At 71.1% G+C, this 16,512-nt stretch carries 13 protein-coding genes; 5 read left to right on the top strand and 8 right to left on the bottom strand.

What is annotated here, in order from left to right; translation table 11 throughout:
• Positions 1 to 77 precede the first annotated feature (77 nt).
• Positions 78 to 1,298 (bottom strand): aminotransferase class I/II-fold pyridoxal phosphate-dependent enzyme, encoded by a 1,221-nt coding sequence (locus tag ACIG36_RS29445; protein WP_399934501.1) that lies wholly within the window; start codon positions 1,296 to 1,298, stop codon positions 78 to 80.
• Between the two features lie 269 nt (positions 1,299 to 1,567).
• Between ACIG36_RS29445 and ACIG36_RS29440 the strand changes: the two genes are divergently transcribed.
• Positions 1,568 to 2,794 (top strand): hypothetical protein, encoded by a 1,227-nt coding sequence (locus tag ACIG36_RS29440; RefSeq protein WP_399934300.1) that lies wholly within the window; start codon positions 1,568 to 1,570, stop codon positions 2,792 to 2,794.
• Between the two features lie 55 nt (positions 2,795 to 2,849).
• Here ACIG36_RS29440 and ACIG36_RS29435 read toward each other — a convergent pair whose 3' ends face one another.
• On the bottom strand, positions 2,850 to 3,383 hold the full coding sequence (locus tag ACIG36_RS29435) for a YbjN domain-containing protein (protein WP_399934298.1): 534 nt from the start codon (positions 3,381 to 3,383) through the stop codon (positions 2,850 to 2,852).
• A 79-nt stretch (positions 3,384 to 3,462) separates the two neighbouring features.
• Complete coding sequence (gene clpB, locus ACIG36_RS29430; protein ID WP_399934296.1) at positions 3,463 to 6,123, bottom strand: ATP-dependent chaperone ClpB; 2,661 nt, start codon at positions 6,121 to 6,123, stop codon at positions 3,463 to 3,465.
• A gap of 185 nt (positions 6,124 to 6,308) precedes the next feature.
• Here clpB and ACIG36_RS29425 point away from each other — a divergent pair, with 185 nt between their 5' ends.
• Positions 6,309 to 6,713 carry a pyridoxamine 5'-phosphate oxidase family protein gene (locus tag ACIG36_RS29425; protein WP_399934294.1) on the top strand — a complete coding sequence of 135 codons (405 nt, stop codon included), beginning with the start codon at positions 6,309 to 6,311 and terminating at the stop codon, positions 6,711 to 6,713.
• Positions 6,714 to 6,756: 43 nt separating this feature from the next.
• Here the strand turns inward: ACIG36_RS29425 and ACIG36_RS29420 are convergent, their stop codons facing one another.
• From ACIG36_RS29420 to dnaK, 5 genes are all read right to left on the bottom strand, one after another.
• The gene (locus tag ACIG36_RS29420; protein ID WP_399934291.1) at positions 6,757 to 7,707 is read right to left on the bottom strand and encodes a hypothetical protein; all 951 of its coding nucleotides are present in this window, start codon (positions 7,705 to 7,707) and stop codon (positions 6,757 to 6,759) included.
• 133 nt (positions 7,708 to 7,840) lie between these two features.
• Entirely contained in the window at positions 7,841 to 8,296 is a 456-nt protein-coding gene (locus ACIG36_RS29415; RefSeq protein WP_399934288.1) for a heat shock protein transcriptional repressor HspR, read from the bottom strand.
• Between the two features lie 5 nt (positions 8,297 to 8,301).
• Positions 8,302 to 9,480, bottom strand: a complete 1,179-nt coding sequence (dnaJ, locus tag ACIG36_RS29410; RefSeq protein ID WP_399934286.1) for a molecular chaperone DnaJ — start codon at positions 9,478 to 9,480, stop codon at positions 8,302 to 8,304.
• 33 nt (positions 9,481 to 9,513) lie between these two features.
• Complete coding sequence (gene grpE / locus ACIG36_RS29405; protein ID WP_399934284.1) at positions 9,514 to 10,170, bottom strand: nucleotide exchange factor GrpE; 657 nt, start codon at positions 10,168 to 10,170, stop codon at positions 9,514 to 9,516.
• Positions 10,167 to 12,032: a molecular chaperone DnaK gene (dnaK, locus tag ACIG36_RS29400; protein WP_399934281.1), complete on the bottom strand. Its 1,866-nt coding sequence runs from the start codon at positions 12,030 to 12,032 to the stop codon at positions 10,167 to 10,169. The genes grpE and dnaK overlap by 4 nt, the downstream gene beginning before the upstream one ends.
• A 300-nt stretch (positions 12,033 to 12,332) precedes the next feature.
• On the opposite strand from dnaK, the gene ACIG36_RS29395 reads away from it, so the two are divergent.
• The 3 genes from ACIG36_RS29395 (at position 12,333) to ACIG36_RS29385 (ending at position 16,370) form a co-directional block, all read left to right on the top strand.
• On the top strand, positions 12,333 to 14,615 hold the full coding sequence (locus ACIG36_RS29395; protein ID WP_399934278.1) for a (Fe-S)-binding protein: 2,283 nt from the start codon (positions 12,333 to 12,335) through the stop codon (positions 14,613 to 14,615).
• A 134-nt stretch (positions 14,616 to 14,749) separates the two neighbouring features.
• Positions 14,750 to 15,265, top strand: coding sequence for a MarR family winged helix-turn-helix transcriptional regulator (locus tag ACIG36_RS29390; protein ID WP_399934275.1), 516 nt, complete (start codon positions 14,750 to 14,752; stop codon positions 15,263 to 15,265).
• Positions 15,266 to 15,440: 175 nt separating this feature from the next.
• Positions 15,441 to 16,370, top strand: a complete 930-nt coding sequence (locus ACIG36_RS29385) for a Yip1 family protein (protein ID WP_399934497.1) — start codon at positions 15,441 to 15,443, stop codon at positions 16,368 to 16,370.
• Positions 16,371 to 16,512: the final 142 nt, after the last annotated feature.

Genomic DNA, 16,512 nt, shown 5'->3' with positions numbered 1-16,512 from the left:
CCGATGCATGACACCGATGCCCGATATCCCGCCGGACGCATATGCGATTGAGCATGAGCCAGTTGCAAATCCATCGGTCAAACGGCGTTGACCAGCTTCTCCACGGCCTCGAGCACCGACTTCTCCCGCTTGCAGAAGGAGAAACGCACCAGATAGGAGGGGGCGTCGGGGCGCATTTGGAAGGCGGATGTGGGAATGGCCACCACCCCGGCGCGCGAAGGGAGTTCACGACAGAATCGCACGCCGTCCGCGTGCCCCCACGCGCGGATGTCCGCCTGCACGAAATACCCCGCGTCCGCGCGGTGGGGGCGCAGACCCGCGCGCGCGAGCCCCGCGCTCAGCAGGTCCCGGTTGCGGCGCAGCGTCCCCCTGAGCTCCACCGCCCACGCCTCCACGCCCCCCAGGGCCCGCGCGAGCGCCTCCTGGTACGGCGTGCCGGAGGCGTAGGTCAGGAACTGCTTCGCGGCCGCCACGGCCGCCACCAGGTGCGCCGGGCCGCACACCCAGCCCACCTTCCAGCCGGTGACGTTGAAGGTCTTGCCGGCCGAGGAGATCGTCAGCGTCCGTTCCCGCATCCCCGGCAGGGCGGCGATCGTGCGGTGCACGGCGTCGTCGTAGACCAGGTGCTCGTACACCTCGTCCGTGACGACCGTCAGGTCGTGCTCCTCGCACAGCCGCGCGATGACCGCCAGTTCCGCGGCGGTGAAGACCTTGCCGGTGGGGTTGTGCGGCGTGTTGAGCAGCAGGACGCGCGTGCGCCCGGTGACGGCGGCGCGCAGCGCGTCCTCGTCCAGCACAAAGCCGGCCCCTCCGGCCCCTCCGGCTTCTCCCTCGCCGTCCTCCGCCAGCGGGACGGGCACGAGCCGGGCGCCCGCGAAGCGCGCCCCCGCCGGGTAGGCGTCGTAGCAGGGGTCGAAGGCGATCACCTCGTCGCCCGGGTCGCACAGCGCCAGCAGCGTCGCCGCCAGCGCCTCCGTCGCGCCCGTGGTGACCAGCACCTCGCGCTGCGGCTCGTAGGCGAGCCCGTAGCGCCGGGCCTGGTGCGCGGCGACGGCCTCGCGCAGCGCCGGGAAGCCGTGGGCGGGCGGGTACTGGTTACCGCCCGCCAGCACCGTGTCCGCGACGTCCCGCAGCAGCGGGCCGGGGGCGTCCAGTTCGGGCACCCCCTGACCCAGGTTCACCGCGCCCGTGCGCCGGGCCAGTTCGGTCATCTCCGTGAACACCGACGTCCCCAGCCCGCGCACCCGCGCCGCCGGGCTCCACTCGCCGTGCCCGGTGCTCCCCGCGTCCTGTGCCATCCGGTCCCGCTCCCCTCGGTCCACCATCGACTCCTGACGATCGGCCTCACCATAGGCAGATCACGAGCGCGGGCACAGCACATGAAGCGGCCCGGCGGAAGGGCAACACCCCGGGGTGCACCCGAGCGGGTGGAAGGTGCACCGCTTACGGGCGCTGCAGGTCGCGCGCGCGAGGCACGGGCCGCATGGTCGGTATGCCGCCGGGTTGCCATCCGGAAATGCCGTCGGCCAGCCTCCACTTCCCGTAGTCCCGCACCGGAGGTGCCCCCGTGTCCGCCGGCCCAGCAATTCACCGCGTCGCAGCGCCCGTCCGGGCCCCGGAACCGCGCGGCACCACCCGGGGCGACCGGCGTGCCGACCGCGTGGACCGCGTCCGCGAGGCACTGCTGCGGGCCCTGCCCGCGCTCGGGCTGTACGCCGCCGTCCGGCTGACCGGCATGTCGGTGATGGCGACGTGGGCCTGGTGGGTCGGCAAACACCCGCGCACGCTGCTCGGGCATCTCTGGGACGGCATCTGGTACGCGGGCATCGCGCGCAACGGCTACGGGCTGGTCGTCCCGTCGCCCACCACGCGCGGGGTGTTCTACAACGACCTCGCCTTCTTCCCGCTCTTCCCCGGGCTGGTGCGGGGGGTGGCGAGCCTGCTGCCGGTGACCGTCGTCAGCGCCGGGCTGCTGGTGGCGTGGGCGGCGGCGGGCGCGGCGGCCTGGGGCGTCTATGCGGTCGGCGAGCGGCTGCACGGGCGCCGGGTGGGGACGCTGCTGGTGCTGCTGTGGGGGCTGTTGCCGCACGCGATCGTGCAGACCATGGCCTACACCGAGTCCCTGATGACGGCGCTGGCGGCCTGGACGCTCTACGCCGCGATCACGGGCCGGTGGCTGTGGGCGGGCTCGCTCGCCCTGCTGGCCGGGCTCTCCCGGCCCAACGCGATCGCGGTGGCCGCCGCCGTGTGCTGTGCGGCCGGGCTCGTCCTGTGGCGTGACCGGGGGGCGCGCGCGGACCGGCGGCTGTGGGCGGGCGCGGCCATGGCGCCGCTGGGCTGGGCGGGGTACGTCGCCTGGGCCGGACTGCGCTCCGGGCACGGGCTGCTGGGCTACTTCGAGGTACAGCGGCTGTGGGGGTCGCGCTTCGACTTCGGGCGGGACGCCTTCCTCTTCGTCCGGCACCTGATCACCGCGCGCGACTACATGGCGTACTACGTCACCCTGGCGATCCTGGGCGCCGCGCTGATCGCGCTGGTCTTCCTCGCCCTGGACCGGCCACCGGCCGCCTTGCTGGTGTATGTGCTGGTGCTGACCGTCATCGCGGTCGGCGGCTCCAGCTACTTCGCCTCCAAGCCGCGCTTCCTGCTGCCGGCCTTCCCGCTGCTGCTGCCGGCGGCCGTGGCCATGGCAAGAGCCCGGCCGCGCACCCTCGCCGTGACGGCGGGCGCGCTGGCCGGGCTCTCGTACTTCTACGGGACGTACCTGCTGGCCGTGGCCAAGGTCCCGATGTGAGGCGGTGGTGCCGTGCGAGGCCTTGGGCCCCGCGGGGACCGCCTCGTCGTCGGGACTACGCCTCGTCGTCCGGCTTGTCGTCGTCGGACTCGATGTCGGCCTCGAGGCCGAGCTGCTCGACCAGCCACTTGTCGAACTCGATCGAGGCGCGCACCCAGCTGACCGTGCTGGAGACGAAGTGCTCCAGGGCGACGCCGACGCCGATCAGCATCTGCGCCTCGCCGATCATGCGGACGGTGCCGTCGTCGTGGGTGTGCGTGTAGACCTTCGGCCACAGGGTGCGGCGGTTCCAGTCGTCGATGACCTCGAGGAGCTTGGACTTCTCCTCGATGCCGTGCGGACGGTCGTAGAACGTGCGCACGGAGAAGACCTGCTGCTCCTCCTCGCCCCGGAACATGAAGTACGTCCGGAACTGCTCCCACGGCGCGGCGAGGTCGCCCTCGTCGTCCACGACGTACTTCAGCTCCATCTGCTCGAGGAGCTGCTTGACCAGGTCCTGGTCGGGGATGACGGGGCCGGTCGGGCCCGCCTCAGGCTGCGGTTCGGGCTGGCCCCCGAAATTCGGAATCGAGGACGGGTCGATGCTCACCGTGATTTTCCCTTCGTACGGTCTGACGCCATCCTCCCCCATCACGGGCGGGAGCTGGCAACCCCCGCCCGGCCTGTTGTCACAGGGATTTCGCCGCCACGCTCTCGCGGGCGGGCGAAACCTCCAGCGACCTGCCTCCCCGGGCGACGTCGACACGGACGGTGTCGCCGTCGCGCACCTCTCCTCCCAGGATCGCGCGGGCGAGCCGGTCGCCGATGGAGGTCTGGACCAGACGGCGCAGCGGGCGGGCGCCGTAGCTGAGGTCCGGCGCCTCTCCGCCTTCGGCCTCCGGGACGTGCCCCAGCGCCGCCAGCCAGGCCAGCGCGGCATCGCTGACCTCGAGCGTCAGCCGACGGTCGGCGAGCCTGCGCTGCAGGTGGCCGATCTGGATCCGGGCGATCCGCCCCAGCTGCTCGGTGCCCAGCGGGTGGAAGACCACGACGTCGTCGAGCCGGTTGAGGAATTCCGGGCGGAAGGAGGCCCGTACCGTCTCCAGCACCCTCTCCTTCTTCTGCTCCTCGTTCAGCGCGGGGTCCACCAGGAACATCGAGCCGAGGTTGGAGGTCAGGATGAGGATGGTGTTGCGGAAATCCACCGTCCGGCCCTGGCCGTCGGTGAGCCGGCCGTCGTCGAGGACCTGCAGCAGGATGTCGAAGACCTCGTGGTGGGCCTTCTCCACCTCGTCGAGCAGGACGACGGTGTACGGGCGCCGGCGCACGGCCTCGGTGAGCTGGCCGCCCTCCTCGTAGCCGACGTAGCCGGGCGGCGCGCCGACCAGACGGGCGACGGAGTGCTTCTCGCTGTACTCGCTCATGTCGATGCGGACCATCGCCCGCTCGTCGTCGAAGAGGAAGTCCGCGAGCGCCTTGGCGAGCTCGGTCTTGCCGACACCGGTCGGGCCGAGGAAGAGGAAGGAGCCGGTGGGGCGGTCGGGGTCGGCGATGCCGGCCCGGGAGCGGCGCACGGCGTCCGAGACGGCCCGTACGGCCTCGCTCTGGCCGATCAGCCGCTTGCCCAGCTCGTCCTCCATGCGCAGCAGCTTCTGCGTCTCGCCCTCCAGCAGGCGGCCGGCCGGGATGCCGGTCCAGGAGGCGACGACGTCGGCGATGTCGTCCGGGCCGACCTCCTCCTTGACCATGAGGTCCTTGGACGCGGCCTCCTGCTCGGCCTCGGCCTCCGCCTTCGCGGCCTCCTCCAGCTCCCGTTCGACGCCCGGGATCTCGCCGTAGAGCAGCTTGGAGGCCGTGTCGAAGTCGCCGTCGCGCTGGGCGCGCTCGGCCTGGCCGCGCAGCTCGTCGAGGCGCTCCTTGAGCTCGCCCACCCGGTTGAGGGACTGCTTCTCCTTCTCCCAGCGCGCGGTCAGGCCCCGCAGCTCCTCCTCCTTGTCGGCGAGGTCGCGGCGCAGCTTGGCCAGGCGCTCCTTGCTGGCCTCGTCGGACTCGTTCTTCAGCGCCAGCTCCTCCATCCGCAGCCGGTCGACGGCGCGCTGCAGCTCGTCGATCTCGACGGGCGAGGAGTCGATCTCCATGCGCAGCCGGGAGGCGGCCTCGTCGACGAGGTCGATGGCCTTGTCCGGCAGGAAGCGGGAGGTGATGTACCGGTCGGACAGGGTGGCGGCCGCGACCAGCGCGGAGTCGGCGATCTGCACCTTGTGGTGCGCCTCGTAGCGGCCCTTGAGGCCGCGCAGGATGGCGATCGAGTCCTCGACGGACGGCTCGGCGACCAGCACCTGCTGGAAGCGCCGCTCGAGCGCCGGGTCCTTCTCGATCCGCTCGCGGTACTCGTCGAGGGTGGTCGCGCCGACCATGCGCAGCTCGCCGCGCGCCAGCATGGGCTTGAGCATGTTCCCGGCGTCCATGGCGGAGTCGCCGCCGGCGCCGGCCCCGACGACGGTGTGCAGCTCGTCGATGAAGGTGATGATCCGGCCCTCGCTGGCCTTGATCTCGGCCAGGACGGTCTTGAGTCGCTCCTCGAACTCGCCGCGGTACTTCGCGCCCGCGACCATCGCGCCCAGGTCGAGCGCGACCAGGCGCTTGTTCTTCAGCGACTCGGGAACGTCGCCCTTCACTATCCGCTGCGCCAGCCCCTCGACAACGGCGGTCTTGCCGACGCCGGGCTCGCCGATGAGGACGGGGTTGTTCTTGGTGCGCCGGGAGAGCACCTGGACGACACGGCGGATCTCGTGGTCACGGCCGATGACGGGGTCGAGCTTGCCCTCCCGCGCGGCGGCGGTGAAGTCGGTGCCGAACTTCTCCAGCGCCTTGTACGTGCCCTCCGGGTCGGCGCTCGTCACCCGCTGCCCGCCGCGGGCGCTCTCGAAGGCCTGCAGCAGCCTCTTCGGCGCGGCGCCCTGGTCCGCCAGCAGCTCGCCGGTGCGCCCGCCCTTGGCGGCGAGACCGATGAGCAGGTGCTCGGTGGAGATGTACTCGTCGCCCAGGTCGCGCGCCCGCTCCGAGGCGTCCGCCAGGGCCGCCAGCAGCTCCCGGTTGGGCTGCGGGGGCGCCACCGTGGAGCCCTGCACGCTGGGCAGCCCCGCGAGCTGCCGCTCGGCCCCCGAGCGCAGCGCGGCGGCGTCGGCGTCCACGGCGGCCAGCAGGTCCATGACGTTCTCGTTGTCCCGGCCGGCGAGCAGGGCCAGCAGCAGATGCGCGGGCGTCATGTCGGCGTGGCCCGCCGACACGGCCCGGTCGTTCGCGGCGCTGAGCGCCTCCCGGCTCTTGTTGGTCAGCTCGGCATCCACGGCTCGGGGCTCCTCCTCATACCTCGTCACACCATCTTGCTGGAAGCAACATGCGATAAGTTGAGTCTATTCCACTCAACCTCGTCTTCGGTAGCGTGGACCGGCGAAATGCCCCACTTGTGAGTGAAGCCCCCGCGGCCGGGACACGCGACCGCGAGGCACCCGCGCCCCCTAGGCTTCCCGTCATGGCCCAGGACCTCCGCAACCCCGACCCCGCCTACCTCGCCTTCTGGCGCGAGCGGCACATATGCACCCTCACCACCCCCCGTCCCGACGGCTCCCCGCACGTCGTCCCCGTCGGCGTCACCTTCGACCCGGAGGCCGGCATCGCCCGGGTCATCACCGGCAAGAACAGCCGCAAGGCCCTCAATGTGCTGGCCGCCGGACCCGACGGCGCACGCGTCGCGGTCTGCCAGCTGGAGGGCAAGCGCTGGGCCACCCTCGAGGGCCGCGCGGTCGTCCGTACCGAGGAGGCCGCCGTGGCCGACGCCGTCGCCCGCTACGCCGAGCGCTACCAGCGGACCCCGCTGCCCAACCCCGACCGGATCGTCATCGAGATCACCGTCACCCGGGCCATGGGCCGCGGCTGAACCCCGGGCCCTCACCACCCCCAGGCCCTCACCACCCGGGCCCTCACCCCAGCGCGTTGCGGATGTCGCGGATCATCATGGCCGGCCGGTGATAGACGTCGGCCGTGGTGAACCGCAGGACCCGGCGCACCTCCGGGCACGCCGCCAGGTCGTTGAACCGTATGACGTCCCGCTGGTGCTGCGCCCTGCTGCCGTGCCAGGCGTACCCCTCGGTCTCCACGGCGACCCCCTGCGGCCGGAAGAGGAAGTCGGGGTAGACCCGGCGGCCGCTGTCCGGGACCACGAGCATCACCTGGGTCTCGGGACACAGCCCGGCGTCGTGCATCCGCAGCCGGGCGACCGTCTCGGCCGGTGATCCCGCCCTGGGGTCCGCCATCGCCAGCCACCAGGCGGCCACGCGTGCGCCGCGCAGCGAGGGCGCGGCCGTCAGGGCCCGTCCGATCGCGTCGAGCGTGGTGAGCGGCGGTCTGCGCGACCCCCGTGCCCCCGCCGCCCCGCCGTGCCGCCAGCTCAGGGCCGAATCGACGGCCACCAGGACGTCGTCCCGGGGGCCCGCTCTGAGCAGATCCGCCATCGTCCGGGCGATCGTGGTCGCCCGCAGGCCCGCCACGCGGGTCACCTCCCCCGGTTCCAGCGGCAGCCGGTGCAGCGTCGCCCCCGTCACGGCACCGGCCCCGGCCACTGCCCCGCCTCCGGCTCTGGTGAACTCGACCCTGTCGACCGGCCGGATCTCCACGCCGTGCAGCAGCGCCGCCGACCAGTGACTGGCCACCAGCTCCGGCCGCAGCAGCTGATGCGTCCACAGCAACTCCGCCGGTCCCACCTCGCGCCCCGGCACCAGCCACACCCCCGGCCGGACGCGCGTCCACCCCTCCGCCGCCAGGAACCGGCTCAGCCGCCCCCGCGTCCAGCCCCCGGCCAGTGCCTGCGCCGTGAGCACCACCCCGCCCTGGGCATCCGCCAGGGCCCGCAATGAAGTCCCGTCCCCCGTCATGCCCCGAGTGTCCCGGCCACTCACCGTCACCGTCCAGGCCTGTGGATAACTCCGCGTGAGCACGCGGGGCAAAGGAGCCGGGCAAGCGAAAGGGCCGGGAGAGCTGCCGCTCTCCCGGCCCCGCCGTGCGATGTCAGCGTTCCCGGTCCCGCCGCGGACGCCAGACGACCAGCGCGCCGGCCTGCTGGACGTCCTGGTACGGCACCAGGTCGCGGCGGTACGAGGCGTGGACCTGGGCCTCGCGCTGCTGCATGGCCGCCGCCGCGCCGTCGGCGACGGCCTGGAGCTCGGCGACACGGGCACTGAGCGCCGCCACCTGGTTCTCCAGCTCGATGATGCGCTTGATGCCGGCCAGGTTGATGCCCTCGTCCTGGCTCAGCTGCTGGACCTGCCGCAGCAGCTCGATGTCGCGCGCCGAGTAGCGCCGACCGCGCCCGGCCGTGCGGTCCGGGGAGACCAGGCCGAGGCGGTCGTACTGCCGCAGGGTCTGCGGATGCAGCCCCGAGAGCTGGGCGGCGACGGAGATGACGTAGACCGGCGACTCGTCGGTCAGCTCATAGGGGTTGCGTCGGCGGCCGACACCTTCCATGGGGTTCACGCTCCCTTCGAGGCCTGGAACAGCTCCGCTCGCGGGTCCTCACCCGCGGTCGCCTCGCGGTAGGCCTCCAGGGCTTCCCGGGCCTTGTCGCCGAGGTCCTTGGGAACGGCCACCTCGACGGTGACCAGGAGGTCGCCGCGAGTGCCGTCCTTGCGTACCGCGCCCTTGCCGCGGGCGCGCATGGTGCGGCCGTTGGGCGTGCCCGCGGGCAGCTTCAGGGTCACCGGCGGCCCGCCGAGCGTGGGGACCTTCACCTCGCCGCCCAGCGCCGCCTCCACGAAGGTGACGGGCACGGTGACGGTGAGGTTGTCGTCCTTGCGCCCGAAGACCGGGTGCGTGCCGACGTGGACGACGACGTACAGATCGCCGTTGGGGCCGCCGCGCTCGCCCGGTGCGCCCTTGCCCCGCAGCCGGATCCGCTGGCCGTCGGAGACGCCGGCGGGGATGCGGACCTGCATCGTGCGCGCCGACTTGGCCCGCCCGCTGCCGTGGCAGACGTCGCAGGGGTTCTCGGGGATCAGCCCGCGCCCCTTGCAGTCGGGGCAGGGGTCGGTCAGCGAGAAGCCGCCGCCCGTGCCGCGCGACACCTGGCCGGTGCCGACGCAGGTCGGGCAGACGCGGGGCGTGCCGTTCTTGTCTCCGGTGCCGGAGCAGTTCTTGCACGCCGCCGAGGAGGACATCCGCAGCGGGACCGTGGCCCCCTCCACCGCCTCGGTGAAGTTGAGCGTCACCTCGGACTCGATGTCCTGGCCGCGGCGCGGCTGGGTGCGCGTGCTCGTACCGCCCCGGTTGAACAGGCCGCCGAACACATCGCCCAGGCCGCCGCCGAAGCCGCCGGCCCCGGCACCACCGCCGCCCTGGGCGCCCCCGAAGAGGTCACCCAGGTCGAAGTTGAACGAGCCGCCGCCGCCCGGCCCCGGGCGGAAACCGCCGTTGCCGAACAGGGCGCGCGCCTCGTCGTACTCCTTGCGGCGCTTGGCGTCGGCAAGGACGTCGTTCGCCTCGGAGATCTCCTTGAAGCGCTCCTCGGCCGAGGAGTCGCCCTTGTTGGCGTCCGGGTGGTACTCGCGGGCGAGCTTCCGGTACGCCTTCTTGATCTCCGCTTCGGTGGCGTCCTTGGGAACGCCGAGGACCTTGTAGAGGTCCTTCTCCAGCAAGTCCCTGCTCAGGCTCATCCCCGACGTCCCTCCTTCCCGTCACCCAGGGCGTCAGCCCTCTTCCGGGCCACCGCTCTCCTCGTCCGACGCCTCGTCGGCCTTCGGGCTCGCGCCCGGCTGCGGCTCGGCGACCGCGACCCGCGCCGGGCGGATCGTCCGGTCGCCGATCCGATACCCCGGCTGCAGGATCTGCACGCACGTGGTCTCGGTGACGTCCGGCGCGTAGCTGTGCATCAGGGCCTCGTGCACCAGCGGGTCGAAGGGCTCGCCCTCCTTGCCGAACTGCTGCAGACCCATCTTCGACACGACCGTCTCCAGCGACTCGGCGACGGACTTGAAGCCGCCGACGAGCTCGCCGTGGTCACGGGCGCGACCGATGTCGTCGAGCGTGGGCAGGAGCTCGGACAGGAGGTTCGCGACGGCGATCTCCTTGACCGTGGCACGGTCCCGCTCCACACGGCGACGGTAGTTCTGGTACTCGGCCTGAAGCCGCTGGAGGTCCGCGGTGCGCTCGTTGAGCGCGGCCTGGGCCTGGTCCAGCTGTGCCTGGAGGCCTACCTCGACGAGTTCCTCGCCCGTGGGGGCCGGGCCGGCCGGGCCCGCCTTGTCGGCGGACCCGGCGGCCTTCGCCGCGTCGTCGGGAGTGGTGGCGTCGGAGGGGCCTTCAGGCTTCTCGTTCTCGTCGAAGCCCGGGGTCTCCTCCGTCACGCCGACGCACCGCCCTTCGGCTTCTCGTCGTCCACGATCTCGGCGTCGACGACGTCGTCCTCGGCCTTGGCGCCCGCGGCACCGGCACCGGCACCGGCGCCCTCGGCGCCGCCCGCGGCCTGAGTGGCCTGGGCGTCGGCGTACATGGCCTGGCCGAGCTTCTGGCTGACCGCGGCGACCTTCTCGGTCGCGGTGCGGATCTCGGCCGTGTCCTCGCCCTTGAGCTTCTCCTTCAGCTCGGCCACGGCGGTCTCGACCTCGGTCTTGACCTCGCCGGGGACCTTGTCCTCGTTGTCCTTGAGGAACTTCTCGGTCTGGTAGACGAGCTGCTCGCCCTGGTTGCGGGTCTCGGCGGCCTCGCGGCGGCGGTGGTCCTCCTCCGCGTACTGCTCGGCCTCCTGGCGCATGCGGTCGACCTCGTCCTTGGCGAGCGAGGAGCCGCCGGTGACGGTCATCTTCTGCTCCTTGCCCGTGCCCAGGTCCTTCGCGGTCACGTGCATGATGCCGTTGGCGTCGATGTCGAAGGAGACCTCGATCTGCGGGACGCCACGCGGGGCCGGCGGCAGACCGGTCAGCTCGAACATGCCGAGCTTCTTGTTGTACGCCGCGATCTCGCGCTCGCCCTGGTAGACCTGGATCTGCACGGACGGCTGGTTGTCCTCGGCCGTCGTGAAGATCTCGGAGCGCTTGGTCGGGATCGTGGTGTTGCGCTCGATCAGCTTGGTCATGATGCCGCCCTTGGTCTCGATGCCGAGGGACAGCGGGGTCACGTCGAGGAGCAGGACGTCCTTGACCTCACCCTTGAGGACACCGGCCTGGAGCGAGGCGCCGATGGCGACGACCTCGTCCGGGTTCACACCCTTGTTGGCCTCCTTGCCGCCGGTCAGCTCCTTGACGAGCTCGGCGACGGCGGGCATACGGGTGGAGCCGCCGACCAGGACCACGTGGTCGATCTCGGACAGGCTGATGCCGGCGTCCTTGATGACGTTGTGGAACGGGGTCTTGCAGCGCTCGAGCAGGTCCGCGGTCAGCTGCTGGAACTGGGCGCGGGTGAGCTTCTCGTCCAGGTGCAGCGGGCCCTCGGCGGACGCCGTGATGTAGGGCAGGTTGATCGAGGTCTCGGTGGACGAGGACAGCTCGATCTTCGCCTTCTCGGCGGCCTCGCGCAGACGCTGCAGCGCCATCTTGTCCTTGGACAGGTCGACGCCGTGGCCGTTGGCGAACTGCTTGACCAGGTAGTCGACGACGCGCTGGTCCCAGTCGTCACCACCGAGGTGGTTGTCGCCGTTGGTCGCCTTGACCTCCACGACGCCGTCGCCGATCTCGAGGAGCGAGACGTCGAAGGTGCCGCCACCGAGGTCGAAGACCAGGATGGTCTGGTCGTCCTTGTCGAGGCCGTAGGCCAGGGCGGCCGCGGTGGGCTCGTTGACGATGCGCAGGACGTTCAGACCCGCGATCTCACCGGCCTCCTTGGTGGCCTGGCGCTCGGAGTCGTTGAAGTACGCCGGGACGGTGATGACCGCGTCGACGACCTTCTCGCCCAGGTAGGCCTCGGCATCCCGCTTGAGCTTCTGCAGGATGAAGGCGCTCATCTGCTGCGGGTTGAAGTCCTTGCCGTCGATGTTGATCTTCCAGTCAGTGCCCATGTGGCGCTTGACCGAGCGGATCGTCCGATCGACGTTGGTGACGGCCTGGCGCTTGGCGACCTCGCCGACGAGCACCTCACCGTTCTTCGCGAAGGCGACGACGGACGGCGTGGTCCTGGCGCCCTCGGCGTTGGTGATGACGGTGGGCTCACCGCCTTCGAGAACACTGACGACGGAGTTCGTCGTACCCAGGTCGATGCCGACCGCACGTGCCATGTCGATTCCTCCAGCTGACTTGAGTGGAACGGACTCAAGGGTGCAACACCCCCCGCAAACCTGTCAACAGACCTGAGTCGAGCCCGCTCAACTTTTATGTCCGCTTCACAGTCAGTCGCCCGCGGAGAACCGAGAGCACACTGGAAGGCGGGTCACCCGCAGGCACCACCTAAGGCATGCCTGAGCGACACAGATCACCGGCGATGCGGGTATATCGCGCGCGGGTGAGTGAGTAGTCTCGTACGGACTGCATAAGTTACCGATTAGTAATCCCGCTCTCGCAGGTTCGAGGAGCCCTCCATGCAACTCGCCGCGATCATCGTGTCGCTGGTCCTCATCGCGGTCGGCGTCGCGCTGTTCGGCCGTGCCATCCTGCAGATCTACCGCTTCGTACGGCTAGGCCAGCCCGTACCCGCCGGTACCCGCACGGACGATCCCGCACAGCGCACCGTAACCGTCGCCAAGGAATTCCTCGGGCACACGCGGATGAACCGCTGGGGCGTCGTCGGCGTGGCGCACTGGTTCGTGGCGGTGGGCTTCTTCTCGCTGCTGCTGACGATCGTCAACGCCATCGGCCAGCTCTTCCAGGCCGACTGGATCCTGCCGGTCATCGGCGACTGGGCGCCGTACAACGTCTTCGTCGAGTTCCTCGGCACGATGACCGCGCTCGGCATCCTGACGCTCATCGTCATCCGGCAGCTGAACCGGCCGGGCAAGCCGGGCCGCAAGTCCCGCTTCGCCGGCTCCAACACCGGCCAGGCGTACTTCGTCGAGTCCGTCATCCTCATCGTCGGCATCTGCATCTTCATGCTGCACGCGCTCGAGGGCGCGCAGCACCACGTGGACGGCTACGAGGCCTCGTTCTTCGTCTCGTACCCGGTCGTCTCGTGGCTGCAGGGGATGGACGTCTCCACGCTCCAGAACCTCACCTACTTCTTCGCCGGCCTGAAGATCGCGACGTCCTTCATCTGGATGATCACGGTCTCCCTGAAGACCGACATGGGCGTGGCCTGGCACCGCTTCCTCGCCTTCCCCAACATTTGGTTCAAGCGCGAGGCGTCCGGTGACGTGGCACTCGGCGCACTGCAGCCGATGACCAGCGCGGGCAAGCCGATCGACTTCGAGGACCCGGGCGAGGACGACGTCTTCGGCGTCTCCAAGGTCGAGGAGTTCTCCTGGAAGGGCATCCTCGACTTCTCCACCTGCACCGAGTGCGGCCGCTGCCAGTCGCAGTGCCCCGCCTGGAACACCGGCAAGCCGCTGTCGCCGAAGCTGCTCATCATGGCGCTGCGCGACCACGCGCACGCCAAGGCCCCGTACCTGCTCGCCGGCGGCGGGAAGTCCGCCGAGGGCGAGGAGAAGGCGACCGAGGAGCAGCTGAAGGACGTTCCGGCCGCGGCGCTGGCCGAGGCCGAGCGCCCGCTGATCGGCACGCTCGAGGAGAGCGGCGTCATCGACCCGGACGTGCTGTGGTCCTGCACGACCTGCGGCGCCTGCGTCGAGCAGTGCCCGGTCGACATCGAGCACGTCGACCACATCGTCGACATGCGCCGCTACCAGGTGATGATCGAGAGCTCCTTCCCGTCCGAGGCGGGCACGATGCTCAAGAACCTGGAGAAGAAGGGCAACCCCTGGGGCCTGGCCAAGAAGCAGCGCCTGCAGTGGACCAAGGAGGTCGACTTCGAGGTTCCGGTCGTCGGCAAGGACATCGAGGACCTCACCGAGGTCGACTACCTCTACTGGGTCGGCTGCGCCGGCGCCCTGGAGGACCGCGCCAAGAAGACCACGAAGGCCTTCGCCGAGCTGCTGCACATGGCGGGCGTGAAGTTCGCCATCATGGGCGGCGACGAGGCGTGCACCGGTGACTCCGCCCGCCGCCTGGGCAACGAGTTCCTCTTCCAGCAGCTCGGCCAGCAGAACGTCGAGATGCTGAACATGGCGTTCGGCGAGGATGCCGAGGAGGGCGTCAAGGTCGAGAAGGCGAAGAAGAAGATCGTCGCGACCTGCCCGCACTGCTTCAACACCATCGCCAACGAGTACCCGCAGCTCGGCGGCGAGTACGAGGTCATCCACCACACCCAGCTGCTGCAGCACCTCATCGACGAGGGCAAGCTGATCCCCGTCACCCCGGTCGAGGGTCTGATCACCTACCACGACCCCTGCTACCTGGGCCGCCACAACAAGGTCTACACGCCGCCGCGCGAGATCATCGCCAAGGTGCCGGGCCTGCGCAACGAGGAGATGCACCGTCACAAGGAGCGCGGCTTCTGCTGCGGCGCCGGCGGCGCGCGCATGTGGATGGAGGAGCGCATCGGCAAGCGCATCAACAACGAGCGCGTGGACGAGGCGCTGTCCCTCAACCCCGACATCGTCTCGACCGCCTGCCCGTTCTGCCTCGTCATGCTGACCGACTCGGTCAACGGCAAGAAGAACGACGGCAAGGCGAAGGAGTCCATCCAGGTCGTGGACGTCGCCCAGCTGCTGCTGGAGTCCGTCAGGACGCCCCTCGCCCCGGAGGGCGACGAGAACGGTGACGGCGAGACGGCGAACGCCCCGGAGCCGGACCCGGAGCCGGTGAAGTAGGCCGGAGAAAAAAGCGCGCCACGCGCGCGTGCGTGCGTACGGCCGGGCCCCGCGGGCAACCGCGGGGCCCGGCCTTTTCCGTGACCGCCAACACACTTGAGCTCAAGCAAGGTTGAGGTCATAGCGTCGTTCCCATGACGACGACGACAAAGACGACGACGCAGCCGACGACCAACCCCGCCGATCCCCACACCCCCACCGACTTCGACTCCCTCGCCGCACAGCCCATCGGCTACTGGAGCTGGGTGGCCCACGAGGCCGTCATCCGGCACATCCGGACCGCGATGGCCCATGTCGACATCACCCAGCCGCAGTGGTGGATCCTCAACCACGTCCACAACGCCGGCGAGGCCGGACTCCGGCGCGAGCAGATCGGCGAGCGGCTGCGCCCCGTCGTCGGCATCGGCTCGCCCGAGATCGGCCAGGCGGCCGACAGCCTGCTCGCCCGCGGCTGGCTCACTGCCGACGGCGACGGCCTCCTCCACCTCACCGACGCCGGCCGCGAGGCCAAGGCGCGCACCAAGGAGGTCGTCACGCGGGTGCGCTCGGAGATCCACGACGGCATCACCGACGAGGAGTACGTGGCCGCGCTGCGCGTGCTGCGGCGGATGATCGACAACACCGGCGGCATCGACGCGCTGATCTCCTGAAGCCGCGCTGATCTCCTGAAGAAGCCTCACCCCGAAGGCCCACCTGGGGAGCGGCCGACCCGGGACTTTCCCCTAAGGGATGTCACAGGTCGGCCGCAATGCCGGGCCCGTCGCCCCCGCCCCGGCGCCCGCACGCGCCGGGACCGGGTACGTTCGAACCGTGGCTGGATTCAGGATGGGACGCGGACGGGACTCGCACGACCCCGGGCCCGCGCGGCAAGGACAGCAGGCTCCCTACGGCGGGCAGGGCGGGCAGGGCGCGCCGGGGCAGCCCGGCATACCCGGTTACGGCGGCGGCCGGCAGCAGTGGCAGCAGCAGGGCGGGTACGACGAGCCGGAGTACTTCGGCGGCGGGCAGCAGCACCAGGCGCCGCCCCCGCCCGGGTACGGGCAGCAGCCGTACGGCGGCGGGCAGGGCGCCCACGATCCGTACTACGGGCGCGGCGCCGGCGATCCGGGCCGTACCCAGCAGTTCAGCCTCGGTGAGGCGCCGGACGCCTACGGCTCGTACGACGGCGGCGACGGCCCGTACGGCGACGCCGGGGCGCCCGCCCCGCCCGCCGGGCCGCGGCTGCACTGGAAGGACCTGCTGAGCGGCATCGTGCTGCGCCCGCAGGCCACCTTCTGGCAGATGCGCGACCACGCGGTGTGGGGTCCGGCGCTGATCGTCACGTTCGTCTACGGCCTGCTCGCCGTCTTCGGCTTCGACAAGGCCCGCGAGGACGTGCTGAACGCCTCGCTCGCCAACAGCCTGCCGGCGGTGCTGATCACCGGCGTGGTCGTGGTGATCGCCGGGGCGATCATGGGCGCGGTCACCCACACGCTCGCCCGGCAGCTCGGCGGCGACGGGCTGTGGCAGCCGACGGTCGGCCTGTCGATGCTGATCATGTCGATCTCGGACGCGCCTCGGCTGCTCTTCGCGATGTTCCTGGGCGGCGACAGCACGCTGGTGCAGGTGCTGGGCTGGGCCACCTGGCTCGCCGGCGGCGCGCTGCTGACCTCGATGGTCGCCAAGTCGCACGACCTGCCCTGGCCGAGGGCGCTGGGCGCTTCGGCGATCCAGCTGATAGCGCTGCTGTCGCTGATGAAGCTGGGCACGCTCTAGCCGGACGGCAGCCACGGGAGAGGGGGGGGGGGGGGGGGGGGGGGGGGGGGGGGGGGGGGGGGGCGGGCGCGGCGCCGGGCGGGGGGGGGGGGGGGGGGCGGGGGCGGGGCGGGACGGAGCGACGCCGAACCACCCCACACCC

This window comes from Streptomyces sp. NPDC053048, from assembly GCF_044547045.1.
GTDB lineage: Bacteria > Actinomycetota > Actinomycetes > Streptomycetales > Streptomycetaceae > Streptomyces.
Note: the sequence above shows the minus strand (reverse complement) of the source record. Positions and strands in the feature narration are given on the sequence as shown.

Coding starts and splice junctions, on each gene's coding strand:
- ACIG36_RS29445 (WP_399934501.1), bottom strand. CDS start 1,298: ATGGCACAGGACGCGGGGAGCACCGGGCACGGCGAGTGGAGCCCGGCG.
- ACIG36_RS29425 (WP_399934294.1), top strand. CDS start 6,309: ATGGCCCAGGACCTCCGCAACCCCGACCCCGCCTACCTCGCCTTCTGG.
- ACIG36_RS29420 (WP_399934291.1), bottom strand. CDS start 7,707: ATGACGGGGGACGGGACTTCATTGCGGGCCCTGGCGGATGCCCAGGGC.
- ACIG36_RS29415 (WP_399934288.1), bottom strand. CDS start 8,296: ATGGAAGGTGTCGGCCGCCGACGCAACCCCTATGAGCTGACCGACGAG.
- dnaJ (WP_399934286.1), bottom strand. CDS start 9,480: ATGAGCCTGAGCAGGGACTTGCTGGAGAAGGACCTCTACAAGGTCCTC.
- dnaK (WP_399934281.1), bottom strand. CDS start 12,032: ATGGCACGTGCGGTCGGCATCGACCTGGGTACGACGAACTCCGTCGTC.
- ACIG36_RS29395 (WP_399934278.1), top strand. CDS start 12,333: ATGCAACTCGCCGCGATCATCGTGTCGCTGGTCCTCATCGCGGTCGGC.
- ACIG36_RS29390 (WP_399934275.1), top strand. CDS start 14,750: ATGACGACGACGACAAAGACGACGACGCAGCCGACGACCAACCCCGCC.
- ACIG36_RS29385 (WP_399934497.1), top strand. CDS start 15,441: ATGGGACGCGGACGGGACTCGCACGACCCCGGGCCCGCGCGGCAAGGA.